The following is a 20,425-nucleotide window of genomic DNA, read 5'->3' as shown; positions in this document are numbered from 1 at the left end:
CGATAGGAGAACCCGTGAGCACGGTCGTGTTCCGCAACAAGACCGGTGGTTCGGAGACCCTGCACGCGACACCGGGACAGCCTCTCCTGGACGTGCTGCGCCTCCACGGAATCCCGGCGAACGCCGTGCTCGCCCATCGCGACGGGGAGGTGATCCCGGAGACCACCGCCGTCGTCGGCGCCGACGACATCATCGAAGTGCGCCAGGTGCGCCACTACGACCTCGACGTGCTGCGCCGGCCCAAGGAGCACGTCTACGCCGCGCCCGACCCCGTCTACACCAAGTCCGTCCTCTTCGACCACGGCGGCACCCTGGAGCGGCGCACCGAGCAGTTCACCGCCGAGACCTTCGTGACGTACGTGGAGGAGACGTTCGTCCAGAGCATCGCCGCCGGCGCCACCATGAGGGCGGGGGACCGGGTCGTCATCGGGCTCTCCGGCGGCCGGGACAGCGTCGCCTACCTCAAGCTCCTCGAACGCACCCGCGGCCGGTGGCCCGAGGTCGACATGACCGCGGTGACCATCACCGGCCTGCCCGACTGGGACGAACCCGCCACCTTCCAGACCGCGCTCGACGCCTGCGCGGGCCTCGGAGTGGACCACGTCGTCGTCACCGCCGACGACGTGGCCGAGGTGTTCAAACTGCGCGAGCCGTTCGTGGACGTCATGAACAAGGTCGTGGCGGGCGAGCACCGCAACATGAACATGGTCATCGGCCACCAGGTGCTGCGCCGCATGCTGGAACAGGAAGCCGAACGCCGGGGTGCTCCGGTCGTCGCGTTCGGCTTCAACGCCGACGACCTGGTGGCCAGCATGGTCACCTGGTTCACCACCGGCTACCGGATGGGCGGCATCCCGGTCCGTGAACTCGGCTCCCTGCGGTACGTGTTCCCGCTCTACCGCATCACCAAGAAGGAACTCACCCTTTACCTGGAGCTCGTCGCGCCCGGTCTCAACCGGCAGGGAGCACCGGGCCGGTTCACCACGGGTTCCGACGAACGCTCCCTCGCCTACGCCGTGGCCGACCACCTCTACGACCTGTGGCCCGGCATCGACTACTACCTTTTCAACGCCTTCGAGAACGTCCAGCGCACCCTCCTTCCCCTCGTCGACGACCTGTGCCGGGTATGCGAGGGCCGGTATGTGCTCCAAGAGGGTGTGGCCAACCCCGCGGGCCTGTGCGACGTGTGCGGATTCCTGCACCGGCAGGAGGCGTTGCGGGCGGACGCGGTATGAGCGATGCCCGCGGGCAGGACGGGCCACCCTGGTATCTGACCTTTTTCGGGGAGGACTTCTGGGCCGTCGCCGACCACGAGTACACACCCGAACGCACCGCCGCCGAGACCGGCTACCTCGCCGCCGTCCTCGACACCTCGGCCCCCGGGCGCCGCGTCCTGGACCTGGGCTGCGGCACCGGCCGCCACGCCGTCGCACTCGCCGCGCGGGGCTTCGGCGTCACCGGAGCAGACGCCGGGGAATGGGCGCTCGGACGTGCCGAGGCCGCGGCGGACGCGGAGGGCGTCGGGGTCGACTGGCTGCGCATCGACCTGCTGCGCGAACTGCCGTGGCCCATGGCCGAGTTCGACGCCGTTGTCTGCGTCCAGTCGTTCGGGTGGGGGAGTGACGCCCAACAGCTGAGGCTGCTCCAGGAGGTCCGCCGGGTGCTCGTCCCGGGCGGACTGCTCGTCCTCGACCACTCCAACGTGCTGGCCATCGCCGGACAGTACGTGCCGGAGGCCACGTTCGAGACCGACGGGCTGCGCGCCGACTTCCGTCGTACCTACCGTGCCACCTCCGGCCGCAGCGCCGGCGAGATCGAGGTGCGGCGGTGTGGCGCGGAGCCGGTGGTCATCCACGACGACGTCCGGATGTACCAGCCCGCCGAGGTGCGGGACCTGCTGATCCGCGCCGGATTCACCGTCGAGCGCGTCGACGCGGACTTCGCCCTCGGCCGTGAGCCCGTCGCGACATCGCGCTATGTCCAGTTCGTCGCCAGGAGCCGGGCGGACACCCCGGCGGCCATCACCGCGTGGGACGGGACGCGCGGGACCCGGCACGCGGCGCAGGCCCCTTCCGGCCCCTCTCCGCTGGACGAGCCCGCCCCCTCCTTGCTGGATCTGCGCTGGTCGCCGGACGAGTTCGAGTTCGTACGGCCGTGGGTCGACGCCGCCTTCCACGGCGCGTACGACGCCGGTGGCCTCGCCGAACTCTCGCGCGCCTACCCCCTGTCGGACCCCTACGCGGCGCACCTGGCCGCACCCGTGCTGTCCGAGCACTTCGGGCTGGACCTCGGGCCCGACATGGTGACGGCAGGGGCGGGCGCCACCGGACTGCTGCACGCGTGCGCGGCGTCGGCCGTGCCCGGACCGGTGCTGCGTCTGGCCGACGGCCACCCGGACCTGCCCCGCTGGGCCGCCCGCCTCGGGGCCGAGACGATCAGCACCCGGTTCGAGGACCTTGCCACCGATCTCGACCGGCACACTCCCTCGGTGCTCGTGCTGGACCGGCCCACGATCACCGGAGACCTCTTCGGTAGGGAGCGGCTGGAGGAGATCGCCGAGGCCGCCCGTGCGTGCGGCACGACCGTCGTCCTCGACGAGGCGTACGCCGTCTACGCCGGGCCCGGCGCGAGCTGTGTCCCGGCGGTCGCCGACCACCCGAACCTGGTCGTGCTGCGCAGCATGTCGAAGGGGTACTGCTGCGGCGGGCTCCGCGTCGGGTTCGCCGTTGCCGCACCCGAGTTGACGCGGCGGCTGCGCGAGACGACGCCGCCTCTCGGAGCCGGCGGCGCGGGTCTGGCCGTCGCTCTGCGTCTCCTCAGGCAGGGCGATGTCTTCGAGGCGCTGCGGACCAGGATCGCCGAGGTGAAACCGCTCGTGGCGAGGACGCTGCGGCGGGCCGGACTGAAGGTCACCGACGGGGCCGGCTGTCTGCCGTGGGTGACGGTCGACGGGGAGCGCGGGGCCGCGAGTGGGGTGTGGGAGAAGCGCGGGGTGCGGGTGAAGGAGATCGCTGTCCTGGAGACCGTTCACAGCGTGCGGGGTGCCCATGGCACGGTGTTCGGAGGGAGGCCGGGGGAGGATCCCGGTCACCGTGGCTCCGGCCGCCTGTATCCCGGTCGTGACGGCTCTGGTCGTCAGGAGCTCGATGGCGATGGCTCCGACCGACAGGGGCTCGGACCCGACGGTTCCGGTCGCCGTGACGGTCCCCTGTACAAGGTCGCCGTACCCCTCTCCGAAGCCCGACTGGCCGCCTTCCTCGACGCGTTCGCCGATGTCCGATAGCCTCGCCGGCCTCGTCGCCGGGATCCATGACGGCATCGACGCCGACGAGGCGATGTGCTGGGTCGCCCGCCTCACCGAGTGGGACCGCTACCAGGGATCGGCGGGCATCGCCGCGGCGGCCGACTTCGTGGCGGGCGAGGCCGAGCGCGCCGGGCTGACCGGGGTGGAGGTCCTCAACTTCCCCGCGGACGGCCGCACCGCATGGTGGACGTTCACCGCGCCCTCCTCCTGGACCCCGCACACCGCGCACCTGTCGGTCCCCGGCCGGCCCGGACTGGTCGACTATCCCGCCCAGCCGTACGCCCTCGCCGCCCACTCGGCCGCCGCGCACACCGAAGCTCCCCTCGTGCGCGCGCAGGACGACGGATGGCCGCCGGGCGCGGTGGTCCTGGTCCCGTCGGCCGCGCGACTCGACGCGAAGCTCCATGCCCGGATGCGCCACGAACGGGCGAGCGGCTTCTGCGTGACGACCGGTTCCGGCCGGCAGGGCGGAGCGGGCCGCGTCGAACTGCCCGGCGACAGCGCCCTGTTCGGGTTCAGTGTGCTCCCGGACCAGATGGACGCACTGCTGCGCGCCCACAGCCGGGGCGAACGTGCCCGCGTGGCCGTCGACGTCGACACCACCCCCGCCCGGATGCCGGTGGTCGTCGCCCGGACCCCGGGGCGAGGCGCCGCCCCGTCGCCGCTGTCGCCCGACGCCTGCCTGATCACCGCCCACCTGTGCCACCCCGCCCCCGGCGCCAACGACAACGCCTCCGGAGTCGCGGCCGCCCTCGCGGCCGGCCGGGTCCTCGCCGCCCGATCGCTGCGCCGCCCCGTCCGGTTCCTCTGGGCACCCGAGTTCGTGGGACTCGCCGCCTACGTCCACCGGCTCGTGGAGGAGGGCGGAGGACCGCTGCCCATGATGGCCGTCGACCTGGACATGGTGGGCCAGGACCAACGGCGCTGCGGAGGACCGCTGATCGTCGAGCACAGCCCGGAGTACCTTCCGCACTTCGCCAACGCCCTCGTCGAGGCCTGCGTCCGTGCCCTGCCGGCCGCCGCCCGCTCCTACAGCGGAGCCGTCGGCTGCGACGTATGGGCCTGGCGTACGACCCCGTTCGTCGGCGCCTCCGACCACGCGGTCCTCGCCGACCGGGCGATCGGCTGCCCCTCCGTCCAACTGGGCCACTGGCCCGACCGGTTCAACCACTCGGGCGCCGACACGTTCGACAAGGTCGACCCGCAGGAACTGCGCAGGTCCGCCGCGATCGCCGCGTCCGCGGCCGCCGTCGTCGCGACGGCCGGTGCCCGGGAGGCCGACCGGCTCGCCCACCTCCTGACCCGCTGGACGGCACACCGGATGACCGCCTGTCTCCCTCCCGACGACGACCCGCTCGCCGCGACCCTGCTGACCCGTCGACGGCGCTACGGACGCGACGCCTTGGGCACCTTGCGGCCACTGGGCGCCGACCCGGGCGTTCTCGGCCGGCAGGCGGCCCTCCTCGACGGTCTGCACCACACCCTCGCCGCGGCCTGGGACGACGTACCCGTGAAGCACCACGAGGGGCCGCCTCTGCGCCGGGCATGGCCGGGCCCCTTCAACCTCCGCGCCCTGACGGGAGCCGTGGACGGGACCGACCGGCAGTGGTTCACACGCCGTCTCGCCGAGGACCGGGGCCGGTTCTACGCCTCGGCGATGGCGCTGGCACAGAGCGTCGACGGAGTGTCAGCAGCGGCGGACGTGGTCCGAACCGCCCAGCTCGACGCGGGAATCCGCTGGGAGCCGGGCTTCGGCGAACGGTTCCTGGCCGCGATGGCCGGAGCAGGCTGGGTGAAGGAAGGAGACCGGGTAGGGGATCGGGCAGAGGGAAGGGGAAGGAAAGAGACTTGAGCACACTGCACACCACCGTGACCGTCACCGACTCCATCGACGAGGTCGACACCGCCCAGTGGGAACAGGTCGCCGTGGCGGACACCGCGCCCGTGCACTACACCCCCGCGTACCTACGGGCCTATCAGACAAGCCCGTTGAGTCCGTTCCTCGCGGCCCGCTACCTGACGGTCGCCGAAGCCGGCCGCACCCTCGCCGTGCTGCCGTGCTACCTCCAGAAGCAGGGCGACCCGTACGGCTTCCTGCGTGCCGTCGGCATCGAGGACGCCGACGGTCCGGCGCTCCTCGGGCACAACTGGTACTGCTACGACACCCGCGTGCCCGTACGGGCGACCGGTCCCACGCAACGGGCGCGCGTTCTGGGCGCCGTGCTGGACGGTCTGCGTGAACTGGCCGCCGCCGACGGCGCCTCGACCGCGGGACTCGTCAGCGTCCCCGAGGGCGACCCGGTCCTCGACGTCGCCCGGGACAGGGGATGGCGGGTCGCGCCGATCGTCACCCGGTTCCAACTCCCGCTGCACAGTGCGGCGGGCGACGCCTTCGACTCGTACGACTCCTATCTCGCGAGCCTCGGAGCCCGCACCCGGCGCACGATCCGCCAGTACCTGCGACGCGCTGCGGACGCGGGCGTCACCACCGCCGTCGAGGCACCCCGCCCCGGCTTCCTGCGCACGGTCGGCGACCTCACCCGCCGCACGGCGGCCAAGTACGACAGCGCCGGCATGTATCCCGAAAGCGCCTTCACCGACTTCGTGATGGCCTTGGGCGACAACGCCCGTGTCGTCCGCGTCGACCGGGGCGGGCAGACGCTGGCCGCCGCGGTCGTCCTCCTCGACGAGGAGCGCCTGCACATGTGGGCGGGCGGCACCAGCCACGCCACCCTAGACGGCTTCAGCCCGAACTACCTGCTGTGGGCCACGGAGATCCGTACGGCCATCGAGTGGCGCAAGCGCTGGGTCGAGGGCGGCCGCAGCAACGAGCCCATGAAGACCCGCCACGGCATGAAGCCACTGCGCCTGTACGCCTGCGTCGCCCCGTCCGGGGCCCTGCTCTCCTGAGAGCAGGCTCGGATCAGGGTGCGCGCCAGACGTTGGCGAAGGCCGCGTTCTCGATGGCCCGTCGCTGGCGTACGGCCTCCAACTCCATCACCGCGTCGTGGACGGCGGCCACGACGATCGTCACGGACTCGTCATCGAGACCGCTCTCGTTGTCGGACCCGTCGCCGGACGCTTCGTCGTCGGTGCCCAGGGCCGCGACGAGCGCGGTCAGGATCGGTTCCTTGTCCGCCCAGCGCTCGGCCGCACGGTCGCGCGCGGGCGTATCGACCGGTTCCAGGGTCTTCGAGCCGAAGGACAACCGGCCGCTCCGATGCGGCTTCAGCTCACCGCTCTCCTCCAGGGCGGCCTGGTACGCGGCCGAGAGGTCCCGGCCCCGGCGCCACAGCCAGTCCTCGATCCGCTCGTGGGGCGCCTGCCGGGTGAGACCGGCCGCGGCCTCGCCCAGGAACCGGTCACCCGGCGGCAGTCCACCCGGCAGGATCTGATCGCCGTCCACGGCGACCGCTCCCGCACCGATGAGGTCGATCAGCTCGGCTCCCGCGAGCGCGAGGGACAGGTCACCCTGCCCCACGGGTTGCTCCAGGTCCAGGGCGATGATGAACAGATCGTGTGCCGTGGTCATGAGCGGCTCCCCTCGGACCTGGCGCATGCGGCCGTCCGGTCGTTCGGTCGGGATCGGCGGGCGGGTGCCGCAGGACTACGTGGTGTGCAGGGGTTCCCTGAAGGACTTGCGGAACACCGGACCGGCGAAGGGAATGATCGAGGACTTCATCTTCGATGCGAACGAATGGGGGTGCCGTTCCAGCCTGACGTCGACGCGGGTGCCGCTGTCCGTGGGAGTCATCTGGAACTGCCAGCCCCCCGAACCGAAGGGCACCGAGTCCCGAGTGGTGACGGTGACCTTGTTCGCCGCGGGGTCCCATTCGTAGCGTGCGCGCTCCCACGACTTGTCGTTCCCCTCGGTCACCTCCGCCCAGGTGTCGCCCCGCTCGTGGACCTGGAAGTGCTCGGCATCGATGGACGGCCACTCCTCGACGCGGGAGGGGCTGAAGTTCGTCAGCACGCCCATCACCTCCCCCGGGCTCATCGACGAGTTCACGTGGAAGTGGAGGGACGGCATGACCTACTCCCTGGTTCGAGATGCCTCGCGGGTGTTCGGCTCCGCTGCGCCGACGCTGGTTCGGGCACCCGGCCCCGCCGAGGCCTCGTAAGACCTGCTGGACAGGCTCACCGGCCGGAGCGCTCACCTTTCAGGATGCACCTGCGCCCAGCGCGGCGCACCAGCAACCCGGTCGGGACCGCGGATCCGGCGTCGGTACCGGACAGCCACCGATCCGGCACCGCACCGGCGGTCACAGGACGTCGACCCCATCGGCTCTGCGTCGATCGAAGATGAGCCGCACCGCCGCGGAACCCTCCCCGACCGCGGCGGCGACCCGCTTAACGCTTCCGCTGCGCGCGTCGCCGACGCAGAACACGCCGGGCACGCTGGTTTCGAAGGGCAGCGGCATGCGGCGGCCCGCCGGGACGGCGACGTCCTGTCCGGTCAGCAGGAAGCCGTCGGGATCCATCGTCGGCCGCTCGTCGAGCCAATCCGTGCAGGGCGTGACACCGATGAACACGAAGACGGCGCCGACCGTCAGGGCGGAGCGGCGTCCGCCGGTCCGGTCCACCACGTCGAGTCCTGTCACCTCGGAATCGGCGGAAATGCCGACCACCTCGGTCCGTACCCGTACATGGATCCTCGGCTCGGCGTCGATCGCGTCGATCAGGTACCGGGACATCGAATGACCGAGGTCGTCCCCGCGGACCACGAGGTACACCGGATCGGACGTCCGGGCCAGGAACAGTGCCGCCTGACCTGCGGAATTCGCGCCGCCGATCACGGCCACCGGCCGCCCGCGCGTGTACGTGGCCTCGACGACCGTGGCGGCGTAGTAGATGCCGTTGCTCTCCCAGGCCTCGATGCCGGGCACGGCCAGGCGCCGGTGGTTGGCACCGGTGGCGATGATGACGTCACGGGCGCTGAAAGCCCGGCCGTCGTCGCAGGTGACGGTGTGTACACCGTCCGCGCTCGCGAAGGCCGCCGCGCGGGCGTTCCGACGAAGCCGCACGCCGAACTTCGCGGCCTGGATCGCCCCTCGGGCCGCCAATTCGGCACCGGACAGACCGGCCGGGAATCCCAGGTAGTTCTCGATTCTCGATGACGTGGCGGCTTGGCCGCCGAAGGCGTCGGCGTCGATGAGGGCCGTCGTCAGCCCCTCGGACGCGCCGTACACAGCGGCGGCCAGACCGCCCGGGCCGCCACCGACGACGAGCAGGTCGCACACCTCTTGATCGTCGACCGGATGCGGTGACTCCCCGAACTCCGCGGCGATGTCGGCCGGCTGTGGATTGCGCATCAACGGCCGTCCGGGGACGAGGAGGACGGGAAGGTCGGTCAGGGACACCTTGAGCCGTCGCAGCAGTGCCTCGGCCTCCGGCCGGTCCTCGAGGTCCAGCCACTCCACGGCCGTCCTGCTGAGCGAGAACGAATGCAACAGGACGCGGCACCGTTCGTCGTAGCGGGAACCGATGAGTGTGATTCCCGCACCCCTTCTCAGCAGGTTCGCCCGTCGCGCGAGGAACGTCCGAAGGATGACTTCGCTCAGGTCACTGTCCTGCGCGACGATCGTTTCGATGTGCCGCAGCGGCACCCGCAGCAATCGGCCCGTTGTCCTCATGACGCCGGCGAAACGGGAGCGCTCGCCGGTCAGCATTCCTATCTCGCCCAGAAACTCCGCACGGCCGTATGCCGCGACGAGGCGCTCTTCCGGCTCGCCGAGCCGATCGACGATCTCCGCGGCCCCCTCCAGAACGACGAAGAAGTCGTAGGACGCGTCCCCCGCCGAAAAGAGAACCTCGCCGGCGGGTGCCGGACGTTCCGAACCGATGGCCGCCAGCTTCTTCAACTGCTCCGAGGACAGCCGCGACACCGGGGCCCACTGCTCATGCCCCCGCGCCGTGTCGTCCATGGGGGGCCTCCTCACGCCCGCGTTTCGCGGACGCCGGTCACAACGGCAGTTCGGTCCCGGCCTGCTCACTCACCATGTACCGGGCGTACCAGTCCGGCCACTTCGGGTCCTCCGCGCCGATGCGTGCCTCGTGCTCCCCGTGCGCGGCCGCGGCACGTTGCAGCGCACGCGACAGATCATCCACGGAGGCGAACGTCGTCGTCGCGGGGTCGACGCGTCCCGGGAGCCGGTTGGTGATCTCCTGGAGGAACCAGGCGTTGCCGTCCGGGTCGCTGAAGGACAGGAACGAGCCGTAGCTCGTGCGCTTGGGATCGGGTCCCGGCACGCGGGCGTCCGTTCCGGCGTGGTGGAAGACGCCACCGGCGTCGTGGAACACCTCGCTCGGCTCGGCGCCGAGCCGCTTCAGCTCGTCGTACGCGGCGTTGATGTCGTCCACGATCAGATGCAGGCCCTGAGCCGAGCCCGGTGCCTGGGACGTGACCGAGGTCCCGAAGATGACCGACGCCGGCGAGCCCGGCGGTGTCATCTGCACCACCCGGAAGGTGTCGTCCGGGGCGACGTCCGCGTCCAGTCTCCAGCCCAGGCCTGTGTAGAAATTCTTGGCCCGGTCGACGTCGGACACCGGCACCACCACGACTTCGAGTTTCATGTCCATGACTGACACTCCCTGTGCTCGTACGAGATGCCCCCTGACGAGACTTGCACGGCCTGACGCGGGCCGCGCCCGGAAGATCCGGTGGACGGCGGCCCGGTCCACGCGGGACCGGCTGTCGGAGGGGGCCGCGGGACGCAGGGGCATCGGCCGGCAGGCCGCCTACGGTCTCCGGCCGACGCCACCGAGTCGGGTGAGCAGCCAGAAGGCGATCGCGGTGCCGGTGCCGTACGCGATGTGCGCGCCGAGATCCAAGCCCACCACCTTGGCGTCGTACTTCCAGATCGGCTTGTAGAGTCCCGCGATCGGCAGGGCGACGTAGTCACCGGCGAACACTGCGGCACCGAAGGGCACGCCGTACAGGGGGGAAGGTCTGGGCAGTGATCCGGCCAGGATGCCGTAGGCGGCGCCTGCCGCTGATCCGTAGGCCCAGTGAGCGATGGTGCTCGTCAGCCAGGCGGAACCGTCGGGAAGCCGGCGCTGAGTGAAGCCTTCGACCACCCGCTTCGCCACCTGTCCCGGATCCGGAGCCTTCTCCCAGCTCTCGACCGGTGCGAATTCCCAGGCGAGCGGGCTGTCCGTCCCGCCTTCGCGACGGTACTTCAGGTAGTGGACGGCATCCAGGCACACCGTTCCCACCGCCCCGGCCAGCAGGCCGGCCGTCACCGCGTCGAGGGGAGTCAGCACATTCCTTGGGGAGCGCATGAAGCAGTCTCCTCATCGGTCGGGGCCAGGAAGGAGGGTCGGTGTCCTGGAGCGCCAGGACGGCCGTCGGGAGGCATTGAGCCCGAGATCGAGTATCCGGCGACCGGGGCGTGCGCGCACGGGGAGCACGCCCGCGGGCGCCGGCGGTGACGGGAGCGACGCGTCTACCGGACGGGCCCGGCGGGTCAACCGGCCGGGCGGTCCAGCGGGTTCGCGCGGACGCGTTCGGCGAGGCCGCCCCGGACGGACGCGGCCGGTGAACTCTGCGGCTTACGGGCGGCCTGGTCGGCGAAGCAGGCCAGGAACTCGTCCGCGAGTCCCGCGCGCGGGTACCGGGCCAGCACGTCCGCCTGGAACCCGGCGGTGAAGTCGTCCAGATGCCGCCCTGAGATGTCCACGCCCGTGGCCCGCTCCAGCAGATGCCCCTCGGGGTCCTCGCGCACGTCCACCGTGTCCCACATGTGCCGGACGATGACCTCCGAAAGCCGCTTCCGGCGCTCCGCGGGCCACCCGGCACCCGCCGCGAACACCCAGGCCACATGCCCGCCGGCCACGTCGAAGTCGACGGTGTGACTGTCGAACTCGGCGACCAGGCCTATGTCGTGGAGCAGCGCGGACACGTACAACAGCTCGGCGTCGTGCGCGATGCCGCGCTGCGCCGCGTAGGCGGAGGCCCACACATAGGACCGCACCGAGTGGTTGAGCAGCGCGGGGGAGCAGTACGCCGTGGCGACTTCGAGAGCGGCCGAGCAGGCCGCCGTGTCGGGGGCGAGGGGGACGGTCAGGTCGCTGTGGACGCGGTGATCAGTCATGCCGCCGAGTATGCCTCCGCGTCCCGTTCGGCCGCCCCCATCAGCGGCTTCCGGGCACCAGGGGGCGAGGCCGGCCTTCGTGCCGCCGTGCGGTCGCGCAAGAACTTGCGTTAATTGCGTTCGCTTGCATTGTCGCCTCTCTTGGCGCGGCGAGCCTCATATAGGGCTCAGTTCCGTGGTTCTGTACGAGCGTTCGGTAGGTCATCGCCGTTGGTACGCGGGTGTTGATGGTGAAACTTGTGGCGTCATGACGGTAGACGGGCTCGCAGTGCTCTGCAATATTGCGATGAAACAACGCAAGAAGCTGCGCATTGGCATCGCCTGTGCGGGATGTCGTACGCCCGTGCAGCCGATCTTGTCGTTGGTCCCACCGCGCCACCGCTCTGCCCAGGAACGAGCCGACCCCGCCGCCCCTCCGGCGCGCGAACCTCCGCAGGGAGTGAACCCCGCATGACTCCACACAAGCCGAGATCCTGGAGACGCCGCGCAGCGACCGCCGCGCTGGCTTCCACCGTCATGGTTCTGGGCCTGCCCGCCGTCGGCGCCCATGCCGCCGGCGGTCCCAACGCCGCCGCGGACGCCGCCACCAAGGCCGGCAGCGCCCGCGCCGCACACGCGGCCGTCAACGTCACCGACGGCGACGCCGACACGTACTGGCAAGCCGGAAAGAAGTCGGCCCAGTGGGTGCAGACCGACCTCGGGCGGACCAAGCGCGTCCGCCAGGTCGTGCTGCGCCTGCCCGAGCACTGGCAGACCCGCAAGCAGACGCTGGCACTTCAGGGCAGCGCCGACGGAAAGAGCTTCGCCACGCTCAAGTCGTCGGCGCAGTACGTCTTCAGTCCCGGCAACGGCAACACGGTGAAGGTCTCCTTCCCCGCGACCCTCGCCCGGTACGTTCGGGCGGACTTCAGCGGCAACTCGGTGGCCCCCACGGCCCAGCTCGCCGAGATGCAGGTCCTGACGGCCGCCGCGTCGACCCCCAACCTCGCGCAGGGCAAGCCGTTCACCGAGAGCGGCCACGCCGATGTGTACCCCGCCGCGAACGCCGGTGACGGCAACCGCAACACCTACTGGGAGAGCGCCAACAACGCCTTCCCGCAGTGGATTCAGGTCGACCTCGGTTCCTCGGTCAAGGTGAACCAGGTGGCGCTGCGGCTGCCCGGCGGCTGGCCCGCCCGCAGCCAGACCCTGAAGGTCCAGGGGTCCACCGACAACCAGAACTTCACCGATCTGACGGCCTCGAAGGCGTACACCTTCGACAGCTCCAACGACCAGTCGACCACCATCGCCCTCGACACGACCACCACGCGGTACGTGCGTGTCCTGATCACCGCCAACACCGGCTGGCCCGCGGGACAGTTGTCGGAGCTGGAGGTCTACGGGCCCGCCACCGGCGACACCCAGGCGCCGACCGCTCCGTCGAACCTGGCCTTCACCGAGCCGGCCACCGGCCAGATCAAGCTGACCTGGAACGCGGCGAGCGACGACACGGCCGTCACCGGGTACGACGTGTACGCCAACGGCCAACTGCGGGCGAGCGTGGCCGGGAACGTCCTGACCTACACCGACACCCAGCCGGCCGGCACCGACATCACGTACTTCGTGCGGGCCAAGGACGCCGCGGGGAACGTCTCCTCGAACAGCAACAGCGTGACCCGGCAGGGGTCGAGCGGGGACACCCAGGCACCGACGGCGCCCGGCAATCTCGCCTACACGCAGTCCGGCAGCGACGTGAAGCTCACCTGGCAGGCGTCGAGCGACAACGTCAAGGTGACCGGGTACGACGTCTACGCGGGCGGCCAGCTCCTCAAGTCCGTCGCCGGCGACGTCACGACGTACACCGACACCCCTTCGGCGACGGCCACCGTCACCTACTACGTGAAGGCGAAGGACGCCGCGGGGAACGTGTCCGCGGCGAGCAACAGTGTCACCCGGACCGGCTCGACCGGCTCCGGGTCCAACCTCGCCGAGGGCAAGCCCATCGAGGCGTCCTCCTCCACCTTCACCTATGTCGCCGCCAACGCCAACGACGGGCAGATCGGAACCTATTGGGAGAGCGGAGGCGGTGCCTACCCGGCCACCCTCACCACCAAGCTGGGTGCCAACGCCGACCTCGGCCAGGTTGTCGTCAAGCTCAACCCGGACGCCGCCTGGGCGACCCGCACGCAGAACATCCAGGTGCTCGGCCGTGACCAGGACGCGACGGCCTTCACCAGTCTCGTCGCGGCGAAGGACTACACGTTCAACCCGTCGAGCGGGAACACCGTGGCCATCCCGGTCACCGGGGCCGCCGCCGACATCCAGCTCAAGTTCACCTCCAACTCCGGTGCGCCGGGCGGGCAGGTCGCCGAGTTCCAGGTGATCGGCACTCCGGCCGCCAACCCCGACCTCAAGGTCACCGGCATCACCAGCACACCGGCGGCCCCGGTCGAGTCGGACGCCATCAGCCTGACGGCGACCGTCACCAACAGCGGGACCAAGGCGTCCAAGGCCACCGACCTCAACTTCACCCTCGCCGGCACCAAGGCCGCCACGGCCGACGTACCGGCACTCGCGGCCGGTGAGACGAAGACGGTCACCGCGAGCATCGGGGCCCGTGACGCGGGCAGTTACCCGGTCGGCGCCGAGGTGGACCCGTCGAACAAGGTGATCGAGCAGAACGAGGCGAACAACACCTTCACCCGCTCCGACGCGCTCGTCGTCAAGCCCGTCTCCAGCTCCGACCTCCTGGCCGCACCGGTCTCCTGGAGTCCGTCCAGTGCCTCGGCGGGCGACGAGGTCAAGTTCACCGTCAACATCAAGAACCAGGGCACGGTCGCCTCCGCCTCCGGCGGCCACGGCGTCACCCTCACGATCCAGGACTCCAAGGGCGCCACGGTCAAGACGCTCACCGGCTCCTACGACGGTGCCATCGCCGCGGGCCAGACGACCGCGCCGGTCGCCCTCGGCTCATGGACGGCCGTCAACGGCAAGTACACCGTCAAGACCGTCATCGCCGACGACACCAACGAACTGCCGGTCAAGCGGACCAACAACACCACCACGCAGGCCCTGTTCGTCGGCCGCGGCGCCGACATGCCGTACGACATGTACGAGGCGGAGGACGGCACCGTCGGTGGCGGCGCCAAGGTGGTGGGACCGAACCGGACCATCGGCGACGTCGCCGGCGAGGCGAGCGGCCGCAAGGCGGTGACCCTCAACGGGACCGGACAGTACGTCGAATGGACCACTCGGGCGGCGACCAACACGCTGGTGACCCGCTTCTCGATCCCCGACGGCGCCGACACGACGCTCAACGTCTATGTGGACGGCCAGTTCCTCAAGGCGATCGACCTCACCTCGAAGTACGCCTGGCTGTACGGCAACGAGACCGCACCCGGCAACTCGCCCGGCTCCGGAGCGCCTCGGCACATCTACGACGAGGCCAGCCTGCAGCTCGGCAGGACCGTCCAGGCCGGCTCCAAGATCCGCCTCCAGAAGGACGCGGCCAACTCCTCGACGTACGCCATCGACTTCATCAACACCGAGCAGGCCACGGCGGCCCCCAACCCGGACCCGGCCGCGTACGCGGTGCCGACCGGATTCACCCACCAGGACGTGCAGAACGCCCTGGACAAGGTCCGCATGGACACCACCGGCAAGCTCGTCGGCGTCTATCTGCCCGCCGGTGACTACGAGACCGCCAGCAAGTTCCAGGTCTACGGGAAGGCGGTCAAGGTCGTCGGAGCGGGCCCCTGGTTCACCCGCTTCCACGCACCCTCCTCACAGGAGAACACGGACGTCGGCTTCCGCGCCGACTCCACGGCCAACGGTTCGACGTTCGCCGGTTTCACCTACCTCGGCAACTACACGTCCCGCATCGACGGCCCGGGCAAGGTGTTCGACTTCGCCAACGTCGCGAACATCACCATCGACAACATCTGGGTCGAGCACATGGTGTGCATGTACTGGGGCGCCAACACCGACAGCATGACCATCAAGAACTCGCGCATCCGTGACACCTTCGCCGACGGCATCAACATGACGAACGGTTCCACGGACAACCACGTCGTCAACAACGACGCGCGCGCCACGGGCGACGACAGCTTCGCCCTCTTCTCGGCGATCGACGCCGGGGGCGCCGACGAGAAGAACAACCTCTACGAGAACCTGACATCGACGCTCACCTGGCGGGCTGCCGGCATCGCCGTCTACGGCGGCTACAACAACACCTTCCGCAACCTCCGTGTCGCCGACACCTTGGTGTACTCCGGCATCACCATCTCCTCGCTGGACTTCGGCTACCCGATGAACGGTTTCGGGACCGAGCCCACGACCATCGAGAACGTGTCCCTGGACAGGACGGGCGGCCACTTCTGGGGCTCGCAGGTCTTCCCCGCCATCTGGGCGTTCTCCGCCTCGAAGGTCTTCCAGGGCATCCGGGTCAACGACGTCGACATCGACGACTCCACCTACGGAGGCGTGATGTTCCAGACCAACTACGTCGGTGGGCAGGCCCAGTTCCCGGTGAAGGACACCATCTTCACGGACATCTCCATCACCAACTCCAAGAAGAGCGGGGACGCCTTCGACGCCAAGTCCGGATTCGGCATCTGGGCCAACGAGTTGCCGGAGCCCGGCCAGGGTCCCGCCGTCGGTGAGGCCACCTTCCGCAACCTGCGGATGAGCGGCAACGCCCAGGACGTCCGCAACACGACCAGCACCTTCAAGATCAATATCGAGTAGGAGGCCGACGGTACCGAACGGCACGGGGCCGCCCTCACCTGAGGGCGGCCCCGTGGCGCACCCGAGCGGTCACCGCGCGGGACGGGCGGACTGCTGGCGCGGAGGAACGGGCCTGCCCGTGAACGCGTCGAGGACGATCCGGTCGCCGACCGGGTGGCGCAGCTTCACCGTCAGCTTCTCGACGCGCGATTCGGAGGTGCACGGCCCGTCGGCGGTCCCGCGGATCGAGGCCGAGAACACCACGCTCCCCTCGGTCTCGAGCACGTCGACGGCCGGGCCGTCGTCGCACCCTCCGTGCTCGGCGCGCACGGTGAGCGTCCTGCCGTCCCGCGCGACCGTTTCCAGCCCGACGAGCGGCATGAGCGCGTCCGTCCGCTCGGGTACGGCCCCGATCGGTGACCGGGGGAGTTCGGAGGGCGTGACCGCGACGCGCTTGAGCGGAGTGTCGTAACCCTTGACGGTGAAGAGCCAGGCGGGCACCGTCGCCGTCCCCCGGCTGGTCGGCACCGTCATCTCGCCGAGCCGGGCGGCGGTCACGGTGAGGGCCGGGCCGGAGTTGCCGCCGCGGGCGACCTTGTCATAGGCCTCCCGCGCCGAGGCGAGGGGGAGGGTCAGTGAATCGCCGTCGCGCCACCGGACCTTCGCCCGCTTCTTCGCCGTGTCGGGAAGCAGGGCGTGCAGTGTGAAGTTCTGGGTGGCGTAGGCGCGTTTGTCGGCGTCGTCGTGGAAGGCCCCGGCGGGCAGTTGGACGGCGTCGCCGAGCGGGTAGTAGCCCCGGCTCCACACGCGTGCCGCCTCGGAACCCTCCCAGGCGGCGGCGACCCGGCGGGCACGCTCGGCCGTGTCGGCGTCGCGGACACGGTTGTCGGCGGGTGCCCTCTGGTCGCCGCATCCGACGGCGGCGGCGACGACCAGGCCCAAGGTGACGAGCAGTTTGACGGACCGCATGATGCCCCCATGAAGACGGTGGATTGGAGTCGAACACGACGCCAGACCTGTGACGCGCGGGGCATGCCGGACGTTCGGTCCAGCGGGGGCGATCCGTGCTGAAGCCGCCGGTTTCCCCGTTCCCCCCGCCTGGAGTGGTAACGGCTGTTACCATGCCTGTATGGCGAAGACACAGCTGGGCGCGCGCGTGGACGAGGAGGTCGCGGACCTCGCGAAGAAGCGAGCCGCCGACCTGGGACTGAGCATCGGGGACTATCTCGCCCGGCTGGTGCAGGACGACACCAGCGGCCTGCGCGCCCGTGCGGTGGACGCCGCCGCCCGCTTCCTCACCGAGCACCAGAGCGTCTTCGACGAGGCCGAGCAGGCCCAGCAGACGGCTCGGGGAGCGCACGCGGCCTGATGGACCTGCACATCGACGTTCCCTGGATCCTGCAGGTCGCCGAGGCCGCGGGGGCCAACGATCCGGCACCGGACGACTACGGCGTGCCCGCCTCGGCGGTCGCCCGCCACCGCGCCGAACTGTTCGAACAGCCCGTCTATGAAGGCCCCTACGCCAAGGCCGCCGCCCTGGTGCACACGCTGGGCCGGTGCCGCTGGCTGGAGCGCTCCAACCTTGCCGTCGCCGCGGCCAGCGGTGTCATGTACCTCGAAGCCGCCGGCATCGGCGTCAAGCCCGTACGCGCGGACGCCATCGCCCTCAGGGACCTGCTCCTCGACCCGGCCTGCACCGCCGGGAAGATCGCGGCGCTGCTGCGGACCTGGCCCACCACCACCTGACGCCCGCCGGCGTACGAGCCGGCTCCGAACCTCCACGTCATCGTCCGCGGATCATCACGTGCGGTCGTGCAACGGATTTCCCGTCCGCCGAGTCTGACAGGGGGAGCAAGGACCTCATCCGCGCGCGCCTGTGCACCCGCCCTGTTCGATGTTCCTGGAGGACGCCGCCGATGCACCCACGCCGAACCACACATGCCCGGGGCCTCGTGCTGACCGTCGCGGTCGGCCTGTCCATGACGGCGTGCACGAGTGCCGACCCGGGGGAACCCGAGCGCACGGCAGGCGGCAAGGCGTACGGCGCCCCACCGGCGAGTTGGTGTGTGAGCGGCACGCCGAGTGCCTCACCCACCGCGGTCGAGCGCCACCGCGGAGCGCTCCATGACGACTTCAACGGCGACGGCTACTCCGATGTTGCATTCCCCGTTCCGTACGGCGACCTCAGCCGCGGGAAGACCCGCCGGAAGCCCGGCTATGTGGCCGTCGTGTACGGCTCGTCCCGTGGGCTGCGGATCGCGTCCAAACAGCTCTTCGACCAGGACGAGCCCGGCGTGCCGGACGTCGGGGAACCAGGTGACTACTACGGCAGTTCCGTGACCACCGCGGACCTCGACCAGGACGGGTACGCGGACCTGATCGTCGGGACCCGGGAGAACGGGCGTGACGAAGCGTACGGAAGCGGCGGGGTCGAGGACGGCCACATGCGCCGCTATCACTGGCAGGGATCCCTCTCGGTCGTCTGGGGAGGCCGGCACGGGCTGTCCGGCTCGGTCACGCTGCCCACGCGCGCCGACTCCGACGACGGGGTCGGCGCGCACATCGTGGCGGGGGACTTCGACGGCGACGGCGCGCCGGACGTGGCGACCCAGGTCCGGGGCGGTGACCTGCGCGTCCTGTCCGGACCGTTCGCGCGTGACGGCTGGCCGGCCGGTGGCCTGCACGACGTCAAGGGCCCGGGCAAGACGGAGACGAGGGACCTGGCCGCCGGGGACGTGAACGGTGACGGCGTCACCGACCTGGTCTCCGTGGGCGCGACGACGGCCGGAAGCGCGAGCCGGGGCGACGTCCTCTTCTGGAAGGGCACCCACGGCGGCCTGACGAGCGCCGCCGCCCTCGGCGGGATCCACGGCCCTCAGGACGCCGGGAGGACGGTGGCCGTCGGAGATGTGAACGGCGACGGTTACGCCGACGTCGTCACCAACGCCTTCTTCCAGTTCGTCTCCCGCGACAGCGGAAACGGAGGCAGCGGGATCGAGGAAGAGGAGTACGCCAGGAAGTACCGGCTGCCGCACCTCAAGAGCGGCGCGGTCGTCTATCTGCCGGGCGGCAAGGGCGGCCCCGACGTAGAGAGGATGACGATGCTCAACCAGGACAGTCCTGGTGTCCCCGGCGTCGCCCACAAGGACTCGGGAGCCGACGAGGAGGGCGGGACCGAGTACTTCGGTGTCGGCGTCTCGGTGGGCGACATCGACGGCGACGGGTACGCGGACGTGTCCGTCGGGATACCCGCGAAGGACGTCGGCGGCGCGGATGGCGCGGGCACGGTCGTCGCACTGCGGGGAACCGCGCACGGCCTGACCGGAGAGGGCGCGCAGCTCCTCACCCAGGACACCAGGGGCGTGCCCGGAGCCGCGCAGGACGCCGACGCCTTCGGGGCGGCAACCAAGATCGTCGACGTGGACGGCGACGGCCATGGCGACCTGCTCGCCGGCGGTGAGACCGCTCCGGACGGCACCCCGCACGGCGCCCGCGGGGCGGTCTGGGTGTTTCCGGCGACGCCGTGCGGAGTGACCCCGAAGGGCTCGTCCGTGATGGGCCCCAGCACCCTCGGCGCCCCCAAGCAGTTCAACTCCGCCTTGGGCGCGGACTTCAACTCCTGACCCCGGGTCAGGTCTTCATGGTGCGCCCGATGAACCCACCGAAACCAGAGTCGACAACGAGCGGTTCGTGAACGAGCACGGGCCCGTGCATGCGGCGGGGTGGGCCATGCGAAGATCACGCCTGGCGGCCATCGAGTCGCACAGTCGTGACATGGGGGGCTTGCTGTGGAGGTCGTCGACTGGGCACTGTTGGTGCTCTTCTGGCTGCTGACCTTGGTACCCGGCGTTGCCGCCATCCGTGCCGGATGGGTCCTGCCGTGGTTCAGGACGACGGTTTCGTCTCCGCGTCTCGGGGGCTGGGCGGACATGTGCATGGGCGTTGGGGGCACCCTCGCGGTGGGTCCTGTGCATCGCCACTTGGGACCCGCGCCCATGGCGGATTTCGCCAGCATCGTGGGCGTCTGCTTGGTCTTCACTGCCCTCGGCCTCTACCGGTGGTCCCATCGACCTCAGCCCTCGGAGACAACGGCGCACCAGGACATGGCAGCCTCGACTGCCGCTGCGCGGCAGCCGAATACAACGACCACCGCACCCACTGTCGACTCCGACCGGTCGCAGGTGCCGAACTGAGCTGCCGGGTCGCCCGTGGCGATCGCCCTGATCGCCAGGTGAGTTCATGATCCCGCCCAGAGTTCGTTCGACCTCCGGCGGCGAGGAAGGCGCACGGCATCGTCATCGTCGCGGGAGGCCAGCTCCTCGGC

General features: G+C 70.5%; 15 protein-coding genes. 8 read left to right on the top strand and 7 right to left on the bottom strand.

The window, feature by feature from the left end; translation table 11 throughout:
- Positions 1 to 14 precede the first annotated feature (14 nt).
- From ACFYYF_RS13020 to ACFYYF_RS13005, 4 genes are read left to right on the top strand one after another with little or no spacing between them, the layout of a single operon-like run.
- Complete coding sequence (locus ACFYYF_RS13020) at positions 15 to 1,235, top strand: hypothetical protein (protein WP_388774627.1); 1,221 nt, start codon at positions 15 to 17, stop codon at positions 1,233 to 1,235.
- A complete protein-coding gene (locus tag ACFYYF_RS13015; protein ID WP_388774625.1) occupies positions 1,232 to 3,283 on the top strand; it encodes an aminotransferase class I/II-fold pyridoxal phosphate-dependent enzyme in 2,052 nt (683 codons plus the stop codon). The genes ACFYYF_RS13020 and ACFYYF_RS13015 overlap by 4 nt, the downstream gene beginning before the upstream one ends.
- Positions 3,273 to 5,156 carry a DUF4910 domain-containing protein gene (locus ACFYYF_RS13010; protein WP_388774622.1) on the top strand — a complete coding sequence of 628 codons (1,884 nt, stop codon included), beginning with the start codon at positions 3,273 to 3,275 and terminating at the stop codon, positions 5,154 to 5,156. The genes ACFYYF_RS13015 and ACFYYF_RS13010 overlap by 11 nt, the downstream gene beginning before the upstream one ends.
- Positions 5,153 to 6,214, top strand: a complete 1,062-nt coding sequence (locus ACFYYF_RS13005) for a GNAT family N-acetyltransferase (protein ID WP_388774620.1) — start codon at positions 5,153 to 5,155, stop codon at positions 6,212 to 6,214. The genes ACFYYF_RS13010 and ACFYYF_RS13005 overlap by 4 nt, the downstream gene beginning before the upstream one ends.
- Before the next feature lie 13 nt (positions 6,215 to 6,227).
- Here the strand turns inward: ACFYYF_RS13005 and ACFYYF_RS13000 are convergent, their stop codons facing one another.
- The 6 genes from ACFYYF_RS13000 to ACFYYF_RS12975 all read right to left on the bottom strand — a co-directional run bounded on the left by ACFYYF_RS13000 (position 6,228) and on the right by ACFYYF_RS12975 (position 11,397).
- Entirely contained in the window at positions 6,228 to 6,836 is a 609-nt protein-coding gene (locus ACFYYF_RS13000) for a GPP34 family phosphoprotein (RefSeq protein WP_388774617.1), read from the bottom strand.
- Positions 6,837 to 6,911: 75 nt separating this feature from the next.
- On the bottom strand, positions 6,912 to 7,334 hold the full coding sequence (locus ACFYYF_RS12995) for a hypothetical protein (protein ID WP_388774615.1): 423 nt from the start codon (positions 7,332 to 7,334) through the stop codon (positions 6,912 to 6,914).
- 232 nt (positions 7,335 to 7,566) lie between these two features.
- Entirely contained in the window at positions 7,567 to 9,228 is a 1,662-nt protein-coding gene (locus ACFYYF_RS12990) for an FAD-dependent oxidoreductase (protein WP_388774612.1), read from the bottom strand.
- Between the two features lie 37 nt (positions 9,229 to 9,265).
- A complete protein-coding gene (locus ACFYYF_RS12985; RefSeq protein ID WP_388774610.1) occupies positions 9,266 to 9,883 on the bottom strand; it encodes a VOC family protein in 618 nt (205 codons plus the stop codon).
- 159 nt (positions 9,884 to 10,042) lie between these two features.
- Positions 10,043 to 10,585, bottom strand: coding sequence for a hypothetical protein (locus tag ACFYYF_RS12980; protein ID WP_388774607.1), 543 nt, complete (start codon positions 10,583 to 10,585; stop codon positions 10,043 to 10,045).
- A 185-nt stretch (positions 10,586 to 10,770) separates the two neighbouring features.
- The gene (locus ACFYYF_RS12975) at positions 10,771 to 11,397 is read right to left on the bottom strand and encodes an HD domain-containing protein (protein WP_388774604.1); all 627 of its coding nucleotides are present in this window, start codon (positions 11,395 to 11,397) and stop codon (positions 10,771 to 10,773) included.
- Between the two features lie 450 nt (positions 11,398 to 11,847).
- On the opposite strand from ACFYYF_RS12975, the gene ACFYYF_RS12970 reads away from it, so the two are divergent.
- Positions 11,848 to 16,122 (top strand): discoidin domain-containing protein, encoded by a 4,275-nt coding sequence (locus ACFYYF_RS12970; RefSeq protein ID WP_388774602.1) that lies wholly within the window; start codon positions 11,848 to 11,850, stop codon positions 16,120 to 16,122.
- 69 nt (positions 16,123 to 16,191) lie between these two features.
- Here ACFYYF_RS12970 and ACFYYF_RS12965 read toward each other — a convergent pair whose 3' ends face one another.
- On the bottom strand, positions 16,192 to 17,070 hold the full coding sequence (locus ACFYYF_RS12965) for a hypothetical protein (RefSeq protein WP_388774599.1): 879 nt from the start codon (positions 17,068 to 17,070) through the stop codon (positions 16,192 to 16,194).
- Positions 17,071 to 17,230: 160 nt separating this feature from the next.
- Between ACFYYF_RS12965 and ACFYYF_RS12960 the strand changes: the two genes are divergently transcribed.
- The 3 genes from ACFYYF_RS12960 to ACFYYF_RS12950 all read left to right on the top strand — a co-directional run bounded on the left by ACFYYF_RS12960 (position 17,231) and on the right by ACFYYF_RS12950 (position 19,724).
- Positions 17,231 to 17,470, top strand: coding sequence for a hypothetical protein (locus ACFYYF_RS12960; RefSeq protein WP_361689080.1), 240 nt, complete (start codon positions 17,231 to 17,233; stop codon positions 17,468 to 17,470).
- The gene (locus ACFYYF_RS12955) at positions 17,470 to 17,847 is read left to right on the top strand and encodes a fic family toxin-antitoxin system, toxin component (protein ID WP_361689083.1); all 378 of its coding nucleotides are present in this window, start codon (positions 17,470 to 17,472) and stop codon (positions 17,845 to 17,847) included. The genes ACFYYF_RS12960 and ACFYYF_RS12955 overlap by 1 nt, the downstream gene beginning before the upstream one ends.
- Positions 17,848 to 18,017: 170 nt before the next feature.
- Positions 18,018 to 19,724 carry an FG-GAP and VCBS repeat-containing protein gene (locus tag ACFYYF_RS12950; RefSeq protein ID WP_388774596.1) on the top strand — a complete coding sequence of 569 codons (1,707 nt, stop codon included), beginning with the start codon at positions 18,018 to 18,020 and terminating at the stop codon, positions 19,722 to 19,724.
- Positions 19,725 to 20,425 lie beyond the last annotated feature (701 nt).

It is taken from the genome of Streptomyces sp. NPDC001914 (assembly GCF_042891215.1).
Lineage (GTDB): Bacteria > Actinomycetota > Actinomycetes > Streptomycetales > Streptomycetaceae > Streptomyces.
Note: the sequence above shows the minus strand (reverse complement) of the source record. Positions and strands in the feature narration are given on the sequence as shown.